The organism is Streptomyces sp. NPDC002888 (genome assembly GCF_042888465.1).
GTDB lineage: Bacteria > Actinomycetota > Actinomycetes > Streptomycetales > Streptomycetaceae > Streptomyces.
Genome location: NZ_JBIAPU010000008.1, coordinates 250,488 through 271,157, shown reverse-complemented (window position 1 = coordinate 271,157; position 20,670 = coordinate 250,488). Strand labels below are relative to the sequence as shown.

Below are 20,670 nucleotides of genomic sequence, written 5' to 3'. Positions count from 1 at the left end.
GCGCGTTTGTGCAGGTGAGGGGCTGGGCCAGAACACTGCTGGCAGGTCACTGGACACCAGCCCGAAAGCCAGGAGATCACTCACATCCAGGGAGCCCGTGGAATGCGGAATGCAAGCGGCGCCGAAGTGTTCACCACCATTGTTCTCGGCATCGTCGGCGAGGCCGACCAAGTGATCAAAGAGGTGGAGGAGTTCCAGTCGGTCACCACCTGGCGCTGGTACCAGGGCACCCAGGCGACGGCGATGACCGTCGGCTCGGCGGCCCTCGGCCCGGTGGGCGTCGGCACGGTCCTCCTCGACGTCGGCTTCTCCTACCGGAAGATGGCCCACACCGCCTGGGGCATCGGCCACCTCATGGGCAGCGAGGTCGACCCGCTCGACGACCTCTTCGCGGTGACCGGGCTGTGGGCGGGGGTCATCGGCGGCGAAATGGCCTCGACGATGTCGGGGACCCTGCAGGTCCTTGAGACGGCCGCCAAGCCGATGTCCGCACTCGCCGCCCTCGCCGCCGCCTTTCCGGAAGTCGCGGAAGCCGTGAGCGCGAAGGTGCTCTCGGAAGCGGGCAAACGGACCGCGAACCGCTTCGTCCCGCTCATCGGCCCCCTGGTGGGCGGGGCCCTCACAGTCCACTCCCTGCACCGGTTCGGGGACTGCGCGATCGACTACTACGCACGGAAGGGAGACTCGGGAGTGAGGGCCCTGCTGCCGACGGGATAGGTTCCGGCGAGAAAGCTGGATGCTGATCCCTGGGAGGGCGACCGCATGGCCGATACCGTGACGAACTGGGCGGGCAACATCACGTTCGCGGCCAGGGAACTGCTCCGGCCGCACTCCCTCGACGCGCTGCGCTCGCTCGTGGCGGCGAGCGGGCGGGTGCGGGTGCTGGGCAGCGGGCACTCGTTCAACGAGCTCGCCGAGCCGGGCGCCGACGGGGCGCTGCTGTCGCTGGACGCCCTGCCTGCCGAGGCCGACGTCGACACGGCGGCCCGTACGGTACGGGTCGGCGGCGGCGTCCGGTACGCGGAGCTGGCCCGGCGGGTGCACGAGCAGGGGCTGGCCCTGCCCAACATGGCGTCGCTGCCACACATCTCGGTGGCCGGTTCGGTGGCGACCGGCACGCACGGGTCGGGCGTCGGCAACGGGCCGCTCGCGGCTTCCGTGCGCGAGGTCGAGATCGTCACGGCGGACGGCTCGACGGTCGTCGTCGGCCGGGGCGAGACGCGCTTCGGCGGGGCCGTCACCTCCCTGGGCGCCCTCGGGGTCGTCACGGCGCTCACCCTCGACCTGGAGCCCGCCTTCGAGGTCGAGCAGCACCTGTTCACCGAACTCCCCCTGGACGGGCTGGACTTCGAGACCGTCGCGGCAGCGGCGTACAGCGTGAGCCTGTTCACCGACTGGCGTGCGCCGGGCTTCCGGCAGGTCTGGCTGAAGCGGCGCACCGACCAGCCGCTGCACGCCTTCCCGTGGGCCGCGCCCGCGACCGTGGCGCTGCACCCGGTGCCGGGGATGCCCGCGGTCAACTGCACGGAACAGTTCGGGGCGCCGGGGCCGTGGCACGAGCGGCTGCCGCACTTCCGGGCGGAGTTCACCCCGAGCAGCGGCGCCGAGCTCCAGTCGGAGTACCTGCTGCCGCGCCGGTACGCCGTCGACGCACTGGATGCGATCGACGGTATCCGGGAGACGGTCGCCCCCGTACTGCAGACCTGTGAGGTGCGTACCGTCGCCGCCGACGAGCAGTGGCTCAGCCCCTCCTACGGACGGGACACCGTGGCGCTGCACTTCACCTGGGTGGAGGACACCGCGAGGGTGCTGCCCGTGGTGCGGCGACTGGAGGAGGCCCTGGACGCCTTCGAGGCGCGGCCGCACTGGGGGAAGGTGTTCACCGTCCCCGCCGAGACGCTGCGGGGACGCTATCCGCGGCTCGCCGACTTCGCGGCGCTGGTACGGGAACTGGATCCGGCCGGTAAGTTCACCAACACGTTCGTGGCGAACGTCCTCGGCCACTGACGCGTAAGACTTTATAAACCCCCTTTCCTAACCCCTTGTCGAAAGTCCTCGCAGCCCCATAGCCTTGCCGCGCGCCGGTGCCGTCATAGCCCCGGCCCGGCATGGAAGGGATGGGGCAACCCCGGTGAAGCGCACATCACGCGACATCCGCACCGCGAACCGCTATGAGGTGCTGCGCCAGATCATCGCCACGTCCCCCACCTCCCGGCAGGAGCTGGCGGCCGCCACCGGCCTCAGCCTCGCCACGGTCGCCACCCTCGTCGGTGAGCTGCTCGACCTGCGGATGATCACGGAGGTCGGGTTCGAGGACTCGGCGGGCGGCCGCCCCCGGGGCCTCGTGGCCGTCAACGCGTCGGGGGGCGCCTTGATCGGCGTCGACATCGCGGAGACATACGTGCATGTCGAGCTGTTCGACCTGGGGCTGAACGTGCTGGCCCGGGCCGAGGAGGACATGCGGCCCGGCGAGAGCAGACCGGAGCAGGTCGTCGGCCATGTCGCCGCCGCCGTCGGCTCGGTGGTCGCGCAGGCCGGGGTCGAGGCGGCCCGGGTCCTCGGCGTCGGCGTGAGCGTGCCGGGCCAGGTCGACCGGACCACCGGCATCGCGGAGTACGCGCCCAACTGGGACTGGCACGACGTGCCGCTGCTCGACCTGCTCTCCGAGTACATCGCCTATCCCCTCTACCTGGACAACCCGCTGCGCGCCTGCGCGGTCGCCGAGCTGTGGTTCGGGGCCGCCCGCGGACACGGCGACGCCGTGGTGGTCAACCTCGGCACCGGCGTGGGCGCCGGACTCGTCCTGGGCAGCGGGCTGCACCGGGGCGTCAGCAACAGCGCCGGAGAGTGGGGCCACACCACGCTCGTGCTCGACGGGCGCCTGTGCCACTGCGGCAACCACGGCTGTGTCGAGACGTACGTCGGAGCGCCCGGGATCATGCTCAACCTGCGGGAGCTGAGCCCGCAGAGCCCGCTGCTGCATCCCGAGGACCAGACGGCCACCATCGACGCCCTGGCCCGCGGGGTCGCCGCGCACGACCCGGTGGCCGTCAAGGTGGTCCGCGACACCGCCCGCTACCTCGGCGCCGGCATCTCCGACCTGGTGAACCTGCTCAACCCCGAGGTGGTCGTGCTCAGCAGCTGGGTCGCCGGCCGGCTGGGCGAGCCCCTGCTGAACGAAGTGCGCGAGGCCGTCGCCCGGCACGCGCTGAAGCGGCCGCTGGCCGCCACCGAGATCGTCCTCTCCCCGATCCCCACCGACCCGGTGTGCCTCGGCGCGGCCACGTTCGCGCTGGAGGGCTCGCTGCAGTCCGTCGGGCAGAGGTCCGCGAAACGCACCCTCGCGAGGAGCCGCACCGGACCATCCTCATGACGCTGCGGCGGAGGCCCCGACGGGGCCTGGAGCTCCGCGCAGCGCCCCCTGACCGAGGGCCGCCGGCCCCTTGACCCGGCGGCCCTCATCCCCCACGCCACCGCCTGACGAACCCCGCGTTCGTCATGTCGAACCGGACACAACGTTTCGCGCAGACTTCGTCCAACCCCTTGCCGAAGCCTTAGCCGAAGGTTAACGTCCCGCACCGCAAAGCAATTTGAGCCACCGGCCGCTCGGCCGTGGAGCCGTGAGCCGTGAGCCGTACTCGAGACAAGGACGTCGCCATGTCGGCAATGAGCAACAGCAACTGGTCCCGCCGGTCCATCTTCCGGGCCGCCGCGGGCATGGCCGCCGCGGGCACCCTTGCCGCGTGTGGCGGCAACAACGGACGTGGTGGGGGGTCCGGGTCGGGCGACACCCTGACTCAGTACTTCCACGCGTACGGCGAGGCCGGTGTGGAGCAGGCCGTCAAGAAGTACGCGAAGGCCTACGACAAGGCCAACGTGACCACGCAGTGGATCACCGGCAACAACTTCGAGCAGAAGCTGTTCGCCGCGCTGCTCACCAAGAACGCGCCGGACGTGTTCGAGTTCCACCCGCAGATCCAGATGGTCAAGAGCGGCCAGGTGGCGGACCTGACCGACATCATCGACCCGGTCAAGGACGACTTCAACCCGGCCGACATCAAGTCGCACACGGTCGACGGCAAGATATACGGCGTCCGTATGATCGACGACCCGCAGTTCCTCTTCTACCGGCCCTCGCTGTTCGAGAAGGCGAAGATCGAGGTCCCGACCACGCTGGAAGAGCTGATCGAGGCCGCCGACAAGCTGACCACCAGCAAGGTCAAGGGCATCTTCCTCGGCAACGACCTGACCTCGATCGACCGCCCGCTGATCTGGTCGGCCGGCGCCGACACCCTCACCGCGGACAACAAGCCCGCCTTCAACACCGACGCCGTCGCCGAGGGCCTGAAGCAGATGCGCGGCCTCTTCACCAGTGGCAACCTGCTCCTCGACGCCCCCGCCGACTCGTGGGACCCCTCGGCCCTCATCCAGGGCCTGACCGCGATCCAGTGGTGCGGCATGTGGGCCATGCCGGCCATGCAGAAGGCGCTCGGCGACGACATCGGCATCTTCCCCTTCCCGAAGGTCGGTTCCGCCGGCAAGCAGTCGGTCTACAACGGCGGCTGGTCGATGTTCGTCAACGCCAAGGGCAAGAACGTCGAGGCGGCCAAGGAATACGTGAAGTGGCTGTGGATCGACCAGAAGGAGTACCAGGAGGACTTCGCCACCTCCTACGGCTTCCACATCCCGCCGCGCACCTCCCTCGCCGCGTCCGCGACCAAGCTGAAGTCCGGCCTGCCGGCCGAGGGCGTCAAGCTCTTCAACGAGTTCGGTCACTTCGACAACATCGGCTGGACCCAGGCCATGATCGCCGCGTTCTGGGACGTGATCGCCAACACCGTCCGCAAGGACGGCGACCCCAAGGCCCAGCTCGCCGCCTGTGAGAAGAAGGTCGACGCCGAGCTCAAGAAGCTCTTCGGCTAGACCACCGGACGGATCTCGACATGTCGACCACCACCACACCCGGGGTCGCCAAGAACCCCGCCCCGGCCGAGGTCTCCAAGGCCCGGCCGCGGCGGGGCGTCAAGGCGAACAGCACCTTCAACTTCTGGCTCTTCACCGGCCCCTTCCTGATCGGCCTGGTGATCTTCGTCTTCGTGCCCATCGGCTGGAGCATCTATCTCAGCTTCTTCGAGGCACGCTTCACCGTCACGCCGAGCGACTTCGTCGGCTTCGACAACTACAAGCAGATCCTGACGGACACGGACTTCCGGAACTCGCTCGTCACGTTCACCGTGTTCGCCGCGTTCATCGTGCCCGCCACCTGGGCCCTCTCACTGGGCCTGGCGCTGCTGGTCAACCGGCTGCGGTTCATGCGGGCGTTCTTCCGGTCGGTGTTCTTCCTGCCCACCGCGGTCAGCTACGTCGCCGCCGCCCTGATCTGGAAGATGTCCATCTTCAACGGCGTCCGCTTCGGCCTGATGAACACGATCATCGGCTGGTTCGGCATCGACAACGTCGCCTGGCTGGCGAACCCCGACCCGCCCTGGTACTGGCTGGTCATCGTGACCGTACGCCTGTGGCTCCAGTCGGGCTTCTACATGATCCTGTTCCTGGCGGCGCTGCAGAACATTCCGCGGGAACTGTACGAGGCCGCCTCCCTCGACGGCGCCAAGCCGGGCTGGCAGACCTTCCGGCACATCACACTGCCCCAGCTGCGGGCCACGTCCACCGCGGTGATCCTGCTCCTGCTGATCGCCGCCTACCAGGCCTTCGACGAGTTCTTCAACCTGCTCCCCAAGGCCACCTGGGGCCAGCCTCCGCTGGTCGAGCTCTACAAGATGGCCCTCGGCGAGAACCAGAACTACGGCGCGGGCAGCGCGGGCGCGGTCGTCCTGACCATGCTCATCTGCGTCGTCTCATTGCTCCAGGGCAAGATCATGGGCTTCGGAAGGGGTGAGGAGTCCAAGTGACCACCACGGCACCCGACCTGAAGAAGGTCACCAAGCCGGCCAAGGCCAAGCGCGGCGGCGGCGTCATGGGCAACACCGGTCTGTACATCGCGACCGGAGTCGCCGGCCTCCTCTTCCTGATCCCCTTCTACCTGATCATCCGCAACGCGCTGATGACGGACCCGGAGATCACGGGCGAGAACTGGAAGTGGTTCACCACCGACATCCAGTGGGGCAACATCACCGAGCCGTTCGACGACGTCACCGTCGACTTCGCCCGGTCCCTGTGGAACTCCGTGGTCGTGGCCGTCCTGCACACCTCGGGCATCCTGCTGATCTGCTCGATGGCCGGGTACGGCCTCGCCCGGATCCCGTACAGGCATGCCAACAAGGTGTTCTACGCGGTCCTGGCCACGCTGATGGTTCCCACGGCCGTCACCTTCGTGCCGAGCTTCGTGCTCGTCTCGTCCCTCGGCTGGGTGGACAGTTACCAGGGTCTCATCGTCCCGGGCCTGTTCAGTGGTTTCACGTGCTTCCTGTTCCGGCAGTACTTCCTCGGGTTCCCGAAGGAGCTGGAGGAGGCGGCGCGCGTGGACGGGCTCGGCTACTGGGGCGCGTACTGGCGTGTCGTCGTACCGAACTCGCTGAACTTCTTCGCGGCCATCGCCACGATCACCTTCATCAACGGCTGGAACGCCTTCCTGTGGCCCCTGGTCATCGGCCAGGACCCGAGCGCCTGGACGGTTCAGGTCGCGCTCTCGTCGTACATGACGAACCAGACCGTCAACTACCACCTGATCTTCATGGCCACGGCCATTTCCATCCTGCCCCTGGTGTTCGTGTTCCTCTTCCTCCAGCGCTGGCTGGTCCAGGGGATCGCGCAGACCGGTATCAAGGGCTGACGCCTCTCTTCACGACCTGGAGACCGATGTCTTTCCGCACACCCACGGCCACCGACTACGTCGAGGACGTCTCACCGGGCAGCGGGGCCCTCCCGCCCCGCGCCTGGTACGCGTCCTCGGACGCGAAGTCCCTGTCGCTGAACGGCAGCTGGCGCCTTCGCGTGTCGGCGACCATCGACGCCGAGGACGACTCGTTCGCCGAGCAGGGCTACGACGCCGGGGACTGGGCCGAGGTCACGGTTCCCGGGCACTGGGTCCTGCAGGGCGACGGGGCCTTCGGGTCGCCCATCTACACCAACCACCTTTACCCCTTCCCGGTGGACCCGCCGCACGTCCCGACGGAGAACCCCACCGGTGACCACCTGCGGGTCTTCGACCTGCCGGCGGACTGGCCCGGGGACGGCGCTGCCGTCATCCGCTTCGACGGCGTGGAGTCCTGCGCCCGGGTGTGGCTGAACGGCACGGACATCGGTGAGTTCAAGGGATCCCGGCTGCCGCACGAGTTCGCGGTCGGGCACCTGCTGAAGCCGTCCGGGAACGTCCTCGCGGTTCGGGTCCACCAGTGGTCCGCGGGCTCGTACCTGGAGGACCAGGACCAGTGGTGGCTGCCCGGCATCTTCCGTGACGTCACGCTGCTGCACCGCCCGGCGGGCAGCGTCCTCGACTACTTCGTGCACGCCTCCTACGACCACGTCGCCGGCGAGGGCACCCTGCGCGTCGACTCCGACGTGGACGGCCGGGTCACCGTGCCGGAGCTGGGGATCGACGTCGCCACCGGAGAGCCGGTGACGGTCGCCGTCCAGCCGTGGACGGCGGAGACGCCCCGCCTCTACGACGGGGTCCTCGCCACCGAGGGCGAGAGCGTGCCGCTGCGGATCGGCTTCCGCACGGTCGTCCTGGAGGACGGCCTGATCAAGGTCAACGGCAAGGCGGTCCTGTTCAAGGGCGTCAACCGGCACGAGTGGCACCCCGAGAAGGGGCGCGCCCTCGACCTGGAGACCATGCGCGAGGACGTGCTGCTGATGAAGCGGCACAACGTCAACGCCGTGCGCACCTCGCACTACCCGCCGCACCCGGCCTTCCTGGACCTGTGCGACGAGTACGGCCTGTGGGTCATCGACGAGTGCGACCTGGAGACCCACGGCTTCACCGAGCAGGCCTGGCGGGACAACCCCGTCGACGACGACCGCTGGACCCCGGCCCTGATCGACCGTGCCGCCCGCATGGTCGAGCGGGACAAGAACCACGCGTCGGTCGTCATCTGGTCCCTGGGCAACGAGGCCGGCACCGGCCGCGGTCTGACCGCGATGGCCGAGTGGATCCACGGCCGCGACGCCTCACGCCTCGTGCACTACGAGGGTGACATCGACTGCCGTGACACGGACATGTACTCCCGGATGTACGCCTCCCACGAGGAGGTCGAGCAGATCGGCCGGGGCCTGGACGGCGGCACCCACAAGAGGCGTGAGCTTCCCTTCATCCTCTGCGAGTACGCGCACGCCATGGGCAACGGTCCCGGCGGCCTCGCCGAGTACCAGCAGCTCTTCGAGACGTACGACCGGCTCCAGGGCGCCTTCGTCTGGGAGTGGATCGACCACGGCATCAAGCACGCCGAGCTGGGCTTCGCCTACGGCGGCGACTTCGGCGAGGAGCTGCACGACGGCAACTTCGTCTGCGACGGGCTGCTGTTCCCGGACCGCACGCCCTCCCCCGGTCTGGTCGAGTTCAAGAAGGTCATCGAGCCGGTCGGCTTTGAAGGCGACGGCTCGGACGGCACCGTGCGGGTGGTGAACAAGCAGGACTTCGCCGACCTGTCCGCGCTGGCCTTCGAGTGGTCGTACCAGGTCGACGGCGAGACCGTCGAGGCGGGCAGCCTGTCCGTGCCGGCGCTCGCGGCGGGCGAGTCCGTGGACGTGAAGCTGCCCGAGCCGCCCGCGAACGCGCGCAGTGGCGAGGCGTACTGGACGGTGCGGGCGGTCCTCGCGGAGGACACCGCGTGGGCGGCGAAGGACCACCCGGTGGCCTGGGGCCAGTTCGCGGCGGCCGCACGGCCGCTGCCCTCGGTCGCGCCGACCGACGGCCCCGCCCGCGGTGACGGTGTGATCACCCTCGGCCCGGCGTCCTTCGACGCCCGCACGGGCGCGCTGAGGACCATCGGCGGGGTCGACGTGAGCGCCCCGCGCCTGGACGTGTGGCGGGCGACCACCGACAACGACGACGGCGCGGCCTGGCAGACCGACATCCGCTACGGCCAGCTGTGGCGCAAGTTCGGCCTGCACCGCATGCGCCACCGCATCGACGCGGTGGAGCTCGGCGACGACGCCCTGACCGTGCGGACCCGGGTGGCGCCCGCCGCCTGGGAGTTCGGCCTGGCGACGACGTACCGCTGGACCTCCGACGGCGCCCGGCTGAAGCTGACGGTGTCCGTGGCGCCCGACGGCGACTGGACGGTGCCGCTGCCCCGCCTCGGCATCCGGCTGGGGCTTCCCGCGGCCGACCGGGTGCGCTGGTACGGCGGTGGTCCCGGCGAGGCCTACCCGGACACCAAGACGGCGGCTCAGCTGGGCCGTTGGGAGTCGACGGTCGACGACCTCCAGACGCCGTACGTCCGCCCGCAGGAGAACGGCGCCCGCGCCGACGTCCGCTGGGTGGAGCTCGGTGGCCTCAGGATCGAGGGCGACCCGGAGTTCTTCTTCAGCGCGCGCCGCTGGACGACCGAGCAGCTGGACGCGGCCACGCACCGCAGCGACCTCACGGCCGGCGACACAGTGTGGGTCAACCTCGACCACGGCCAGCACGGCATCGGCTCCCAGTCGTGCGGTCCGGGCCCGCTGCCGCAGTACTACCTGAACGCCGAGCACGCGGAGTTCTCGTTCGTGTTCTCGCAGATCGACGCGGAGACCACCCCGGAGACCAGTTGACTGACACGGTCCTGAGGACGGGCGCGGCCGGTCGGCTCTTCAGCCGGCCGGCCGCGGTCGCTTCCTGCGTCGGTTTCGTCCTCATCGGCATGCTCCAGGCGCTGTACGGCCCGGCCGTCCCGGGCCTGCGCGAGGAGTACGGCCTGTCCCCGTCCGCCGCCGGACTCGGCCTGAGCCTGCACTTCACGGGTGGCGTGGCCGGTGTCCTCGCCTTCAACGCCGTCCACTCCCGGATCAGCAACAGGACGCTGCTCGCGTCGAGTTACGCGCTGATGGCGGCGGGTGGCGCGGGCTTCGCGTTCGCCCCGAACTGGCCGCTGGCCCTCGCCGCCGCCTTCCTCGGCGGTCTCGGCTTCGGCGGCATCGACTACGGCCTCAACCAGCTGTTCGCGGCCGGTTTCGGCGAGAAGTCCACCGCCATGCTGAACATCCTCAACGCCCACTTCGGCATCGGCGCGGTGCTCGGACCCGCGCTCGTGGCGTGGGTCGGTCCCGACGGGTACGCGTACGCCTTCGGCGGCTGCGCGGCACTGGCTGCGGCGCTGGTGGTGCTGGGGTCGAGCGGCGTGCGGACACCGCGGCAGGAAGGGGTGTCGAGCGCCCCCGGACGCGGGCTCGGCCTCCCCCGCATCCTGATCGGCTTCCTCGCCCTGTACATCCTCAACGTCGCCGTCGAGGCGGGCGTCGGCGGCTGGGAGCCCACCCATCTGGAGACCGTCGGCTACAGCGCGACCGTGGCCGCGTCGGCGACCTCGGTGTACTGGCTGATGATGACGGCGGGCCGCTTCCTGGTCGTGCCGCTCACGCTGAAGTACTCCCCGGAGCGGATCCTGACGATCTGCGCGGCCGGGATGACGGCGTGCCTCCTTCTAGCCCTCGTAAAAGGTGTGGCGCCAGTGGCCTACGCGGGTGTTGGGTTGTTCATCGCACCGGTCTTCCCCACCGGCCTGCCGTGGCTCAACCGCGCCCTTCCGCAGGCGAGCCGGGCCGGTGCCTGGGTGATCGCCGCGTCGATGGTGGGCGGCGTCGCCGCCCCACCACTACTGGGCGTGGGCATCGAGGCCTCGGGCATCCAAGCGGTACCCCTGCTGCTCACGGGCCTCTCCGCGGCCTCCCTGGCAGCGACCGTCTGGCTGATCACACTGACCCGGAGGTACGCCGAGTGAGCGGCAGTAGCGCGAGTGAGCCGAAGGAGCGCGCCGGAGGCGAGGGTGCGAGCGCGCGGAGGCCCGAAGGGCTGAGCACGGTCGCACCCTCGACACCGGCTGGAGCGCCCCGGAGGCGGACCGCACAACAAATCGAAGTCCGCGGGCTGTGCCGCACCTTCCACACGACCGTCCGCCGCCCCGGATTCGCCGGCGCGCTCAGATCCCTCGTCAACCCGGAGAAGGTCGCCAAGGACGCCGTCTCCGACATCACCTTCGACGTGGCACAGGGCGAGCTCCTCGCCCTGCTCGGCCCGAACGGCGCCGGCAAGTCCACGACCATCAAGATGCTCACCGGCATCCTCACCCCCAGCTCCGGTACGGCGCGCGTCGCGGGCGTGGTGCCGTACGAGGAGCGGGAGCGCAACGCCCGCAACATCGGCGCGGTGTTCGGGCAGCGCACCCAGCTGTGGTGGGACCTGCCGGTGCGCGAGTCGTTCGCGATCCTCCGCGACATCTACGAGGTGCCGAAGGCCGAGCACACGGCCCGTCTCAAGGAGTTCGACGACCTCCTCGACCTGTCGTCCTTCTGGGACACCCGCGTCCGCCACCTCTCCCTCGGCCAGCGGGTCCGCTGCGACCTCGCGGCGGCGCTGCTGCACGACCCGCCGGTCGTCTTCCTCGACGAGCCGACCATCGGCATGGACGTGGTGGTCAAGGAGCAGGTCCGGGAGTTCCTGCGCCACCAGGTCACCGAGCGCGGCCGTACGGTGCTGCTGACCACGCACGACATGACCGAGGTCGAGCGGCTCGCCGAGCGGGTCGTCCTGATCAACCACGGCCGGCTCGTCCTCGACGGCCCCCTCGACGAGATCCGCCGCCGGTTCGGCTCGACCTGGCAGGTACGGGCGACGCTGGCCGATCCGCACGCCGAGGTCGTCCCGCTGCCGGGTGTCGCCGTGGTGCGGAGGGATGGCCCGCAGGTGGTGTTCGGCCCCGAGGGCCCGGGGCCGGACGCGCTCTCGGTCCACCAGGCGCTGAAGCTGGTCATCGAGCGGTACGAGCTGACGGGCATCGCCATCGACGAGGCGGACCTGGAGGACGTGATGCGGGCCGCGTACGCGCACGCGGAGGCGGTGTGATGGCCCTCCCGCACTCCTGGCGCGTCGGCCGGGTCACCCCGCTCGGCGAGCTGCACACCCCGCCCCGCATGACCGCCGCCCTGCTCCGGCTGACCGTGCAGATCGTCCTGGTGGCGTCCCTGTGGCACGGCCTGTACGCGGCGACCGGCACGACCGCGGGCCTCGACCGCGAGCAGGCGGTCACGTACGCCGTACTGGCCGTCCTCGCCTCCCGGCTGCGGGAGATCGACCAGTTCGCGGGCCGGGACACCGTGCTCCAGCACATGCACTTCGGCACGATCGTCTACTGGTACCTGCGCCCGCTGCCACCCCAGCGCTACTACGCGCTGCGCGCCCTGGGCGAGCAGTTGTACGGGCTCGCCTGGTCGCTCGCCGGATACGCGGTGTGCCTGGCGGCCGGGGTCGTGCAGCCGCCCCAGTCGGCGGCCGTGGCAGGGGTGTTCGCGCTGAGCCTGCTGCTCGGCCAGTGGGTCCTGTACTACGTCATGCTCGTCATCGACCAGCTGTGCTTCTGGACGATGCGCAACGGCGCCGCGATGCTCATCCTGATCTTCGCGCAGAACCTGCTGTCCGGGGTGTACGCGCCGCTCTGGTTCTTCCCGGACTGGTTCATCACCCTCAGCTCCTTCCTGCCCTTCCAGGCCACGCTGAGCGTGCCGCTGTCGCTGTACGTGGGCCGCATCCCGCTCTCGGACGCCGCCTTCCAGCTCTCCGTACAGGCCGGCTGGATCGTCCTGCTGGGCCTGTTCACCCGGTTCCTGTGGCGGCGGGCCGCCCGTCGTGTCATCTCCCAGGGAGGCTGAGGCCCGTGAACGCCGTCCGGATCGCGTGGCGCATCACGCGTCTCAACTTCCGCGCCCAGCTGGAATACCGCTCCGAGTTCCTGATGATGATCGCGATCGGCGCGATCTGGCAGGTGTCGGTGATCGTGTTCGCCACGGTGCTGCTGACCCGGTTCACCGGGATGGGCGGCTGGGACAGCTCGGACGTCCTGCTGATCCCGGCGACGCGGATGCTCGCGCACGGGCTGTTCGTGCTGGTGCTGGGCCGGGTGCACGCCCTCGGCCGGTTCATCCAGGAGGGCGTGATCGACACCTACCTGGTCCGCCCGATGCCGGTCCACCGCCAGGTCCAGCTGCAGTTCTTCCCCACCAACGCCATCGGCGACCTCACGGTGGCCGCCGGCCTGATGGTGGGCGCGGTCAGCCGCAGCGACCTGGACTGGACGGCCGGGCAGATCACGTACCTGATCGCCGCCGTCCTCGGCGGCATGCTCCTGGAGGCCGCTCTGTTCACGGTGGTGGCGTGCGCCTCCCTGCGCTTCCCGGCCGCCGACTACTGGGGCCGCTGGCTGGAGGAACTCCTCGGCACGTTCGGCAGCTACCCGCTGAACGTCCTGCCGAGAGCGGTGGGCGGCCTTCTGACCTACGGCCTTCCGCTCGCCTTCGTCGCCTACTTCCCGGCCGCCGTCCTCACCGGCCACGGCCACGACACCGGCGTCCCCTACTGGCTGGCCGCCGCCTCCCCCCTGCTGGGCCTGCTCGCCTACCTGGCGGCACGGCTGCTGTGGCAGTGGAGCCTGGGCCACTACACCGGGGTGAACGGCTGACGACCGCTCACGCTCGCCGGACCGGTCCGATGCCGATGCCGATGCCGTATGCGAAGGTCACCGCGGGGCCCCGGAAGGCCCCGCGGTGCCTTGTTGGAACGTCCTGACAAACCCATTGACACCGTCGGCGGGCGGTCCCATAGTTACGTGCCACTAGAGCGCACTAGTGAAGCGCTCCAGCGACAGGCCCCCGGCCTTGCCACACCCACCCTCACCAGCACAGCGAGGTGCTACGGACATGTACAGACATCGCCGAGCCGCCACCCTGACCGCCACGATCCTCGTCGGCGTCCTGTCCGCAGCCGGCTGCTCCAGCAGCTCCGGCGGCAAGAAGTCCGAGGAAGGCGGCGGCGCCGCCTCGGCGGGCAAGGCCACCACCCCACGCATGACCGTGGCCATGGTCACCCACGCCTCCCCCGGCGACACCTTCTGGGACCTCATCCGCAAGGGCGCCCAGGCCGCCGCGGCCAAGGACAACATCAAGCTCGTCTACTCGTCCGACCCGAACGCCGGCAACCAGGCCAACCTCGTGCAGAACGCCATCGACCAGAAGGTCGACGGCATCGCGCTCACCGCGGCCAAGCCCCAGGCGATGAAGGACGTGGTCGCCAAGGCCACGGCGGCCGGCGTCCCGGTCGTCGGCTTCAACTCCGGCGTGGCCGACTGGAAGAAGCTCGGCATGCTCGAGTACTTCGGCCAGGACGAGACCATCGCCGGCCAGGCGTTCGGGCAGCGCCTGAACCAGCTCGGCGCCAAGCACGCCCTGTGCGTCATCCAGGAGCAGGGGCAGGTCGCCCTGGAGGCCCGCTGCGCCGGCCTGAAGAAGGGCTTCAGCGGCAAGACCGACATCCTCTACGTCAACGGCACCGACATGCCCTCCGTGAAGTCGACGATCACCGCGAAGCTCAAGCAGGACTCCTCCATCGACCAGGTGGTCACCCTCGGCGCCCCCATCGCGATGACCGCCGTGCAGTCGCTGTCCGACGCGGGCACCAAGGCGAAGGTCGCGACCTTCGACCTCAACAAGGACCTGGTCAAGGCCGTCCAGAGCGGCGACGTCGAGTTCGCCGTCGACCAGCAGCCCTACCTCCAGGGCTACCTCGCCGTCGACGCGCTGTGGCTGTACAGGACCAACGGCAACTTCAGCGGGGGCAGCACCGCACCCGTTTTGACGGGCCCGGCCTTCATCACCAAGGACAACGTCGACGCGGTCGCCGAGTTCGCCGCGAAGGGAACGCGCTGACCGCTCTGGTCGGCTTCAGCGCCGCAGACGGCCGGCATCGCGACCGCGGTGCCGGCCCCGCTGTGTGGCCTCGGCGCACCGGGTCTCAGCCGACCGGCGGCGGCCCGCTGGTCCCCCGCACCACCAGCTTGGGGTCCAGGACCGCTTCCCGCGGCTCCAGTGCCGGGTTCTCCAGCCGCTCCACCGCGAACCGCACCGCGTGCTCCGCCAGGAGCACCGCGTCCTGGCGGACGGTGGTCAGACCGATCGGCATCAGGTGGGAGAGGTGACTGTCGTCGTAGCCGACGACGGACAGGTCGCCCGGGACGTCGACGCCGGCCCGGGTCAGGGACATCAGCAGACCCATCGCGCTGCGGTCGTTGCCCGCGAGGACCGCCGTCGGCAGCGGCTGTCCCTGGTCGTGCTCCGCCAGCAGGAGACGGCCGGTCTCGATGCCGGACTGCTCCGTGTGGTCGCCGGGGACGACCCGCATCTCGGACTCCAGCCCGTGGCGGCGCATCGCCGCCCGGTAGGCGCGCCGCCTCTCGGCCGAACCGGGGCCGCGGCCGCCGTCGATGTGCACGATCCGCCGGTGCCCGAGTTCGACGAGGTGGTCCATGGCCTGGCGTACGCCCTTGCCCTCGGCGGTGTGGACGAAGTCCACACGGGCACCGGGGGCACGGCGGCCGACCGAGACGGTCGCCGCGCGGTGTCCCAGCTCGTCGAGGTACGCCGGGTCCGCGTCCGGGGCCAGCAGGATCAGCCCCTCGCAGCGGTGGCTGAGCAGCGCCTCGATGGCCTTGCCCTCACTGCGGCCCAGGGTGGTGGCGGACAGCAGGACGTCGTAGCCGAGCTGCTCGGCCGCCGGATAGATCCCCGCGATGAGGTCCGTGTGGAAGGTCTGGTGCACGATGAACATCACGCCGAGCGTGCGACTGCGGCCGCGCGCGAGCAGCCGGGCCGCGCTGTCGGGGCGGTAGCCGATCTCGTCGGCGACCCGCAGCACCCGCTCCCGGGTCTCCTCGCTCGCCCCCGGCTGACGGCGGAAGACGATCGACACGAGCGCCCGGGAGACGCCGGCCTTCTGGGCGACGTCCGCCATCGTGGGCCGCTTGCCCGACGCATCCACCTGTCCACCCACCCTCCGACGCCGTCCACCTTAACCGCGATCTCGTGAAACTCCCGATCCCGGCGTACGGGGACACGTCAAGGTGCGGGCGAGCGGCGGATGGGGGTGAACTGGGCGGTGAGGGCGATCAGTACGCAGGAGGCGCCGGCGAGGAGGGCGATGGGGGCGGTGCCGTGGTGCTCGGCCGCCCAGGTGAGGACGGCCGCGCCGATCGGGGCCGCCGAGTACTGGAGGGTCCAGAACGCCGAGGTGACCCGCCCGAGCAGCGGCTCGGGAGTCACTTCCTGGCGCAGGGACATGGAGCAGGTGCCCGCCATGGCGACGCACGCCAGGAAGGCCGCGCTCAGGGCCGCAACGACGGGCACCTCACGCGCCCAGCCCAGCCCGGCGAAGGCCAGCCCGCACACCGCGGTCGAACCGCTCCAGGTCGTGCCGAAGCCGAGCCGACGGCGGATCCGGGCCACCAGCAGCGAGCCGGCGACGGTGCCGAGCGCGCCGGCCGCCATGACGGTGCCGACGGTGCCGTCGTCGTGGCCGAGGTCGTGCTTGAGGTGGTAGATGACCAGGTCGGTCAGGCCGAGGGTGAGAAAGCTGAAGAAGAACAGCAGGACGGTCAGCGTGCGCAGCACCGGATGCCCGTACAAGAACGTCACCCCGACCCGCAGGTCCCGCCACAGTCCGGTCCGCTCGGCAGGCCGCTTGTCGTCCGCGGGGCGCTCGTCGTCCGCGGGGCGTCGACGCAGCCGTACGGCGGCCAGGCAGGCCGCCGAGACGCCGAAGCTGGCCGCGTCCACGCCGATGGCCGCGGCCGGGCCCGTCCAGGCGGCGACCAGTCCCGCGCCCAGCGGTCCGAGGACGCCCGCCGCGGCGGCGGTCGCGTTGAGCCGCCCATTGGCCTCGGTGAGGCGTGCGGTGCCGACCAGGCCCCGTACGACGGTGACGTAGCCGACGGCGAACAGCATGCCGACGGCCTCGCCCAGCGGCAGGATCACGTACAGCAGCCAGACCCGCGGGCCGAAGAGCCACACCAGCGGGATCACCCCGTACAGCACCATGCGCACGAGATCGCAGCCGATGAGCAGCCTGCGCCGGTCGACCCGGTCCACCACGGCCCCGGCGAACACCGCCGCCACGACCGAGGCCGCTCCGCCGACGGCCGTGAGCAGGCCCATGCGCGCGAGCGAACCCGTGGCCTGGAGCACCAGCAGGGGAAGCGCGATCAGGGCGAAGGAGTCACCGAGGAAGGAGAGGGTCTGCGCGGCCCAGAAGACGCCGAAGTCCCTTTGTCGCCACAGGGGTTGGGGCGATGCGGGGTCGGTGCCCCGGGTACCATCGAGCGGCTCGTCCGCTTTGCTCGCCGCGTGCGTCACGCAGGCCCCTCCCCTCCCCGAAACCCCGGCAACCTTATGCCGCCCGGCGACGACACACGGCGGAAGCACCCGCACACCCACCCCTGCGAGGAATTGTCATGCCGCACGCACCAGCTACGCACCGCCGCCGCGGTCTCTTCCGCCCCCTTCCGCTCGCCGTCGCGGGCGCGCTGGTCGCCACGGCGGCCCTCGCGCTGCCCCACTTCACGCCGGACGCCTCGGCCGCGACGACCCTGCGCGGCTACGCCGACGGGCGCGGCGTGAAGATCGGCGCGGCGGTCGGTGACACCCCGCTGACGTCCGACGGGTCGTACACAGCCGCCCTGGACCGGGAGTTCAACTCGGTGACGGCGGAGAACGCGATGAAGTGGGACGCCCTGGAGCCGAGCCGTGGCAGCTACAACTGGGCGGCGGCGGACCGTCTCGTCTCCCACGCGGCCGCGCACAACCAGGGGGTACGCGGTCACACGCTCGTCTGGTACTCGCAGCTGCCCTCCTGGCTGAAGAACGGCAACTTCTCGGGGTCCCAGCTGAACACGATCCTCAAGAACCACATCGACACGACCGTCGGCCGCTACAAGGGGAAGATCTACGCCTGGGACGTGGTCAACGAGGCGTTCAACGACGACGGTTCGATGCGCGGTTCGCTGTGGCAGGACAAGCTCGGCACCGGCTACATCGCGAACGCCCTGCGCTGGGCGCACGCGGCGGATCCTTCGGCGAAGCTGTACATCAACGACTACAACATCGAGGCGGACAACGCCAAGAGCGACGCCCTGTACGCGCTGGCGAAGCAACTCCTCGCGCAGGGAGTGCCGTTGCACGGCATCGGCTTCCAGTCGCACTTCGTCGTCGGGCAGGTGCCGTCGTCGATGAAGGCGAACCTGAAGCGGTTCTCCGACCTCGGCCTGGAGGTCTCCGTCACCGAGCTCGACATCCGCATCCCGCTGCCCGCCTCCTCCGCCGAACTCGCCCAGCAGTCCACGGACTACAAGACGGCGAGCGAGAACTGCCTGGGTGTGCCGCGGTGCGCCGGGGTGACGGTGTGGGGGATCACCGACAAGTACTCGTGGGTGCCGGGGACGTTCAGCGGGTACGGGGCCGCGCTCCCCTACAACGAGAGCTATGCGGCGAAGCCGGCGTACACCGGGCTGTCGAACGGGCTCAACTCGAACGCGTGACCTAGCATCGGAGACACGGCACCTTCTCGACTCTCGACGAGGAGCCCCGATGAGCACAGCCGTCGTCGTCGGCAGCGGGCCCAACGGGCTCGCGGCGGCCGTCCGCCTCGCCCGCGCGGGTGTGGCGGTCACCGTCCTGGAGGCGGCCGCGACGATCGGTGGCGGCACCCGCACCAGCGAACTGACGCCGGGCCTGCGGCACGACCACTGCTCGGCCACGCACCCCATGGCGGTGGGCTCCCCGTTCCTGCGCACGCTGGACCTGGGCCGCCACGGGCTGCGCTGGTGCCTGCCGGAGATCGACTGCGTGCATCCCCTCGACTCGGGTGAGGCCGGGGTGCTGCGCCGGTCGGTGCGGGAGACGGCGGACGGCCTGGGCCCGGTCGACGGGCGGCGGTGGCGGCGGCTGTTCGGGCCGCTCGCCGAGGGGTTCGACGCGCTGGCGGAGGACTTCCTGGGCCCGCTCACACGCGTTCCGCACCACCCCCTCCTCATGGCGCGCTTCGGCACGGCGGCCCTGCTGCCCGCGACCGCCGTGGCCCGCGTATGGCGCTCGGACACCGCCCGGGCGCTCTACGGCGGGGCCGCCGCGCACGCCTTCCGGCCGCTGGACCGGCCGGTGACCGCCGCCATCGGGGTGTCGATCATCGCGGCGGGGCACCGTCACGGCTGGCCGGTCGCGGCGGGCGGCTCGCGGGCGATCACGGACGCGCTGGCGGCCCTGCTGGGTGAGCTCGGGGGCCGGATCGAGACCGGCGTACGCGTGCGGTCCCCGGCCCAGCTGCCCCCGGCGGACGTCGTCCTGTTCGACCTCGCGCCGGGCGCGGTCGCGGACATCCTCGGCGACCGGCTGCCGCCCCGGGTCGCCCGCGCCTACCGCCGGTACCGGCACGGGCCCGCCGCGTTCAAGGTGGATTTCGCCGTCGAGGGCGGTGTGCCGTGGACCAACGAGGCGGCCCGGCGGGCGGGCACCGTGCACCTCGGCGGCACCTTCGAGGAGGTCGCTGCCACCGAACGCGCGGTCCACGCCGGGCGCATGCCGGAGCGGCCGTTCATGCTGGTCGGCCAGCAGTACCTGGCCGACCCCGGCCGCTCGAACGGCGACGTGCACCCCGTGTGGACGTACGCGCACGTGCCGTACGGCTACGCCGGTGACGCGACCGGGGCGATCGTCCGCCAGATCGAGCGGTTCGCCCCCGGCTTCAGCGAGCGGGTCGTCGGCAGGGCGGTGCGCGGACCGGCCGCGCTCGAGGCGTACGACCCGAACTACGTCGGCGGCGACATCGTCACCGGCGCCAACACCGTCCGCCAGCTCCTGTCCCGCCCGCGCCTGGCCCTGGACCCGTACAGCACGGGTGTTGCGGGCATGTACCTCTGCTCCGCCGCCACACCGCCGGGCGCGGGCGCCCACGGCATGTGCGGAGCGCACGCGGCGGCGTCCGCGCTGCGGTATCTGCGGCGCGGCCGGGCACCCGCCTGAGGCCGCTCAGACATGCGGGAACGGCGGCACCTCGTCCATCGCCCGCAGGAGTCTCCGTGCGGGTTCGGCCTCCTCCGGCCGCACCGACGAGGCCAGCCCTTCGACGACCGGGCGGCCCGCCAGCACGGCCGCCCTGGCGGCTGCCTCCCAGCCGGGCTGCTCCCGGTAGCCCGCGCCGTGCCTGCCGCGTCTCGCCGCCGCGGCCGCGTGCCACTGCTCGGTGCGGCAGATGCTCTCCAGCAGGTCCAGCAGCTCGGCCTTGCACGGCACGTGCGGTGCCGCGAGCAGGTCGAGGAGGCGCGGGACCGTCGGGGCCGTAGTCTCGTTGACCACGAACCCCAACGCACAGATCGCGTCACCGAGTTCGTCGACGGCGAGCCGGGCGCTGTCCTCGTTCCCGTACGCGATCCGGGACAAGAGCGGCGCTATGCCGTCGGACCCGTGACCACCCATCAGTGGGTTCCCCCTTTCGCTGCCTTCCGCTGCCCAAAACTTGTGCCAGTACCCCTGTTTCGCGGTGCCATGCACGATTCTCCCCGTCTTCGTCGCCCTGGCTGACGACCTTCCCCCAAACTTGGTGACGGGTCCGGAAGGTGGGTTAGCCTGCGGCGTATTTTCTCATCGCGCAGATCCGTGAACTGCGAAAATGCATGCACGACTGCCGGGCCGCGGATCGGT

The 20,670-nt window shown here is 70.7% G+C and carries 17 protein-coding genes; 14 read left to right on the top strand and 3 right to left on the bottom strand.

What is annotated here, in order from left to right; all coding sequences use genetic code 11:
- Positions 1-102: 102 nt before the first annotated feature.
- From ACFYWX_RS16035 to ACFYWX_RS15980, 12 genes are all read left to right on the top strand, one after another.
- A complete protein-coding gene (locus ACFYWX_RS16035) occupies positions 103-717 on the top strand; it encodes a hypothetical protein (protein WP_389424613.1) in 615 nt (204 codons plus the stop codon).
- Between the two features lie 45 nt (positions 718-762).
- Positions 763-2,007, top strand: a complete 1,245-nt coding sequence (locus tag ACFYWX_RS16030) for a D-arabinono-1,4-lactone oxidase (protein ID WP_389424612.1) — start codon at positions 763-765, stop codon at positions 2,005-2,007.
- A 124-nt stretch (positions 2,008-2,131) separates the two neighbouring features.
- Complete coding sequence (locus ACFYWX_RS16025; protein ID WP_389424611.1) at positions 2,132-3,373, top strand: ROK family transcriptional regulator; 1,242 nt, start codon at positions 2,132-2,134, stop codon at positions 3,371-3,373.
- A 284-nt stretch (positions 3,374-3,657) separates the two neighbouring features.
- Positions 3,658-4,923, top strand: coding sequence for an ABC transporter substrate-binding protein (locus ACFYWX_RS16020; protein ID WP_389424683.1), 1,266 nt, complete (start codon positions 3,658-3,660; stop codon positions 4,921-4,923).
- 20 nt (positions 4,924-4,943) lie between these two features.
- Positions 4,944-5,912: a carbohydrate ABC transporter permease gene (locus ACFYWX_RS16015; RefSeq protein ID WP_389424610.1), complete on the top strand. Its 969-nt coding sequence runs from the start codon at positions 4,944-4,946 to the stop codon at positions 5,910-5,912.
- On the top strand, positions 5,909-6,793 hold the full coding sequence (locus ACFYWX_RS16010) for a carbohydrate ABC transporter permease (RefSeq protein ID WP_389424609.1): 885 nt from the start codon (positions 5,909-5,911) through the stop codon (positions 6,791-6,793). Before ACFYWX_RS16015 ends, ACFYWX_RS16010 begins: the two co-directional genes overlap by 4 nt.
- 26 nt (positions 6,794-6,819) lie before the next feature.
- The gene (locus ACFYWX_RS16005) at positions 6,820-9,714 is read left to right on the top strand and encodes a glycoside hydrolase family 2 TIM barrel-domain containing protein (protein ID WP_389424608.1); all 2,895 of its coding nucleotides are present in this window, start codon (positions 6,820-6,822) and stop codon (positions 9,712-9,714) included.
- The gene (locus tag ACFYWX_RS16000) at positions 9,711-10,880 is read left to right on the top strand and encodes an MFS transporter (protein ID WP_389424607.1); all 1,170 of its coding nucleotides are present in this window, start codon (positions 9,711-9,713) and stop codon (positions 10,878-10,880) included. Before ACFYWX_RS16005 ends, ACFYWX_RS16000 begins: the two co-directional genes overlap by 4 nt.
- A 131-nt stretch (positions 10,881-11,011) precedes the next feature.
- On the top strand, positions 11,012-12,001 hold the full coding sequence (locus tag ACFYWX_RS15995) for an ATP-binding cassette domain-containing protein (protein WP_389424682.1): 990 nt from the start codon (positions 11,012-11,014) through the stop codon (positions 11,999-12,001).
- Positions 12,001-12,804: an ABC transporter permease gene (locus tag ACFYWX_RS15990; protein ID WP_389424606.1), complete on the top strand. Its 804-nt coding sequence runs from the start codon at positions 12,001-12,003 to the stop codon at positions 12,802-12,804. The genes ACFYWX_RS15995 and ACFYWX_RS15990 overlap by 1 nt, the downstream gene beginning before the upstream one ends.
- Before the next feature lie 5 nt (positions 12,805-12,809).
- Complete coding sequence (locus tag ACFYWX_RS15985) at positions 12,810-13,610, top strand: ABC transporter permease (protein WP_389424605.1); 801 nt, start codon at positions 12,810-12,812, stop codon at positions 13,608-13,610.
- A 238-nt stretch (positions 13,611-13,848) separates the two neighbouring features.
- On the top strand, positions 13,849-14,853 hold the full coding sequence (locus ACFYWX_RS15980; protein WP_389424604.1) for a sugar ABC transporter substrate-binding protein: 1,005 nt from the start codon (positions 13,849-13,851) through the stop codon (positions 14,851-14,853).
- Between the two features lie 85 nt (positions 14,854-14,938).
- Here ACFYWX_RS15980 and ACFYWX_RS15975 read toward each other — a convergent pair whose 3' ends face one another.
- Entirely contained in the window at positions 14,939-15,934 is a 996-nt protein-coding gene (locus ACFYWX_RS15975; RefSeq protein ID WP_389424681.1) for a LacI family DNA-binding transcriptional regulator, read from the bottom strand.
- Between the two features lie 104 nt (positions 15,935-16,038).
- Positions 16,039-17,256 (bottom strand): MFS transporter, encoded by a 1,218-nt coding sequence (locus tag ACFYWX_RS15970; RefSeq protein WP_389424680.1) that lies wholly within the window; start codon positions 17,254-17,256, stop codon positions 16,039-16,041.
- A gap of 173 nt (positions 17,257-17,429) precedes the next feature.
- Between ACFYWX_RS15970 and ACFYWX_RS15965 the strand changes: the two genes are divergently transcribed.
- Both ACFYWX_RS15965 and ACFYWX_RS15960 read left to right on the top strand, forming a co-directional pair.
- The gene (locus ACFYWX_RS15965) at positions 17,430-18,512 is read left to right on the top strand and encodes an endo-1,4-beta-xylanase (RefSeq protein WP_389424603.1); all 1,083 of its coding nucleotides are present in this window, start codon (positions 17,430-17,432) and stop codon (positions 18,510-18,512) included.
- Between the two features lie 49 nt (positions 18,513-18,561).
- Entirely contained in the window at positions 18,562-19,992 is a 1,431-nt protein-coding gene (locus tag ACFYWX_RS15960) for a phytoene desaturase family protein (protein WP_389424602.1), read from the top strand.
- 6 nt (positions 19,993-19,998) lie between these two features.
- On the opposite strand, the gene ACFYWX_RS15955 is transcribed toward ACFYWX_RS15960, so the two are convergent.
- Positions 19,999-20,445, bottom strand: a complete 447-nt coding sequence (locus ACFYWX_RS15955) for a hypothetical protein (RefSeq protein WP_389424601.1) — start codon at positions 20,443-20,445, stop codon at positions 19,999-20,001.
- Positions 20,446-20,670 lie beyond the last annotated feature (225 nt).

Coding starts and splice junctions, on each gene's coding strand:
- ACFYWX_RS16005 (WP_389424608.1), top strand. CDS start 6,820: ATGTCTTTCCGCACACCCACGGCCACCGACTACGTCGAGGACGTCTCA.
- ACFYWX_RS15975 (WP_389424681.1), bottom strand. CDS start 15,934: ATGGCGGACGTCGCCCAGAAGGCCGGCGTCTCCCGGGCGCTCGTGTCG.
- ACFYWX_RS16015 (WP_389424610.1), top strand. CDS start 4,944: ATGTCGACCACCACCACACCCGGGGTCGCCAAGAACCCCGCCCCGGCC.
- ACFYWX_RS15965 (WP_389424603.1), top strand. CDS start 17,430: ATGCCGCACGCACCAGCTACGCACCGCCGCCGCGGTCTCTTCCGCCCC.
- ACFYWX_RS15960 (WP_389424602.1), top strand. CDS start 18,562: ATGAGCACAGCCGTCGTCGTCGGCAGCGGGCCCAACGGGCTCGCGGCG.
- ACFYWX_RS16035 (WP_389424613.1), top strand. CDS start 103: ATGCGGAATGCAAGCGGCGCCGAAGTGTTCACCACCATTGTTCTCGGC.
- ACFYWX_RS15955 (WP_389424601.1), bottom strand. CDS start 20,445: ATGGGTGGTCACGGGTCCGACGGCATAGCGCCGCTCTTGTCCCGGATC.
- ACFYWX_RS15990 (WP_389424606.1), top strand. CDS start 12,001: ATGGCCCTCCCGCACTCCTGGCGCGTCGGCCGGGTCACCCCGCTCGGC.
- ACFYWX_RS15980 (WP_389424604.1), top strand. CDS start 13,849: ATGTACAGACATCGCCGAGCCGCCACCCTGACCGCCACGATCCTCGTC.
- ACFYWX_RS16030 (WP_389424612.1), top strand. CDS start 763: ATGGCCGATACCGTGACGAACTGGGCGGGCAACATCACGTTCGCGGCC.
- ACFYWX_RS16020 (WP_389424683.1), top strand. CDS start 3,658: ATGTCGGCAATGAGCAACAGCAACTGGTCCCGCCGGTCCATCTTCCGG.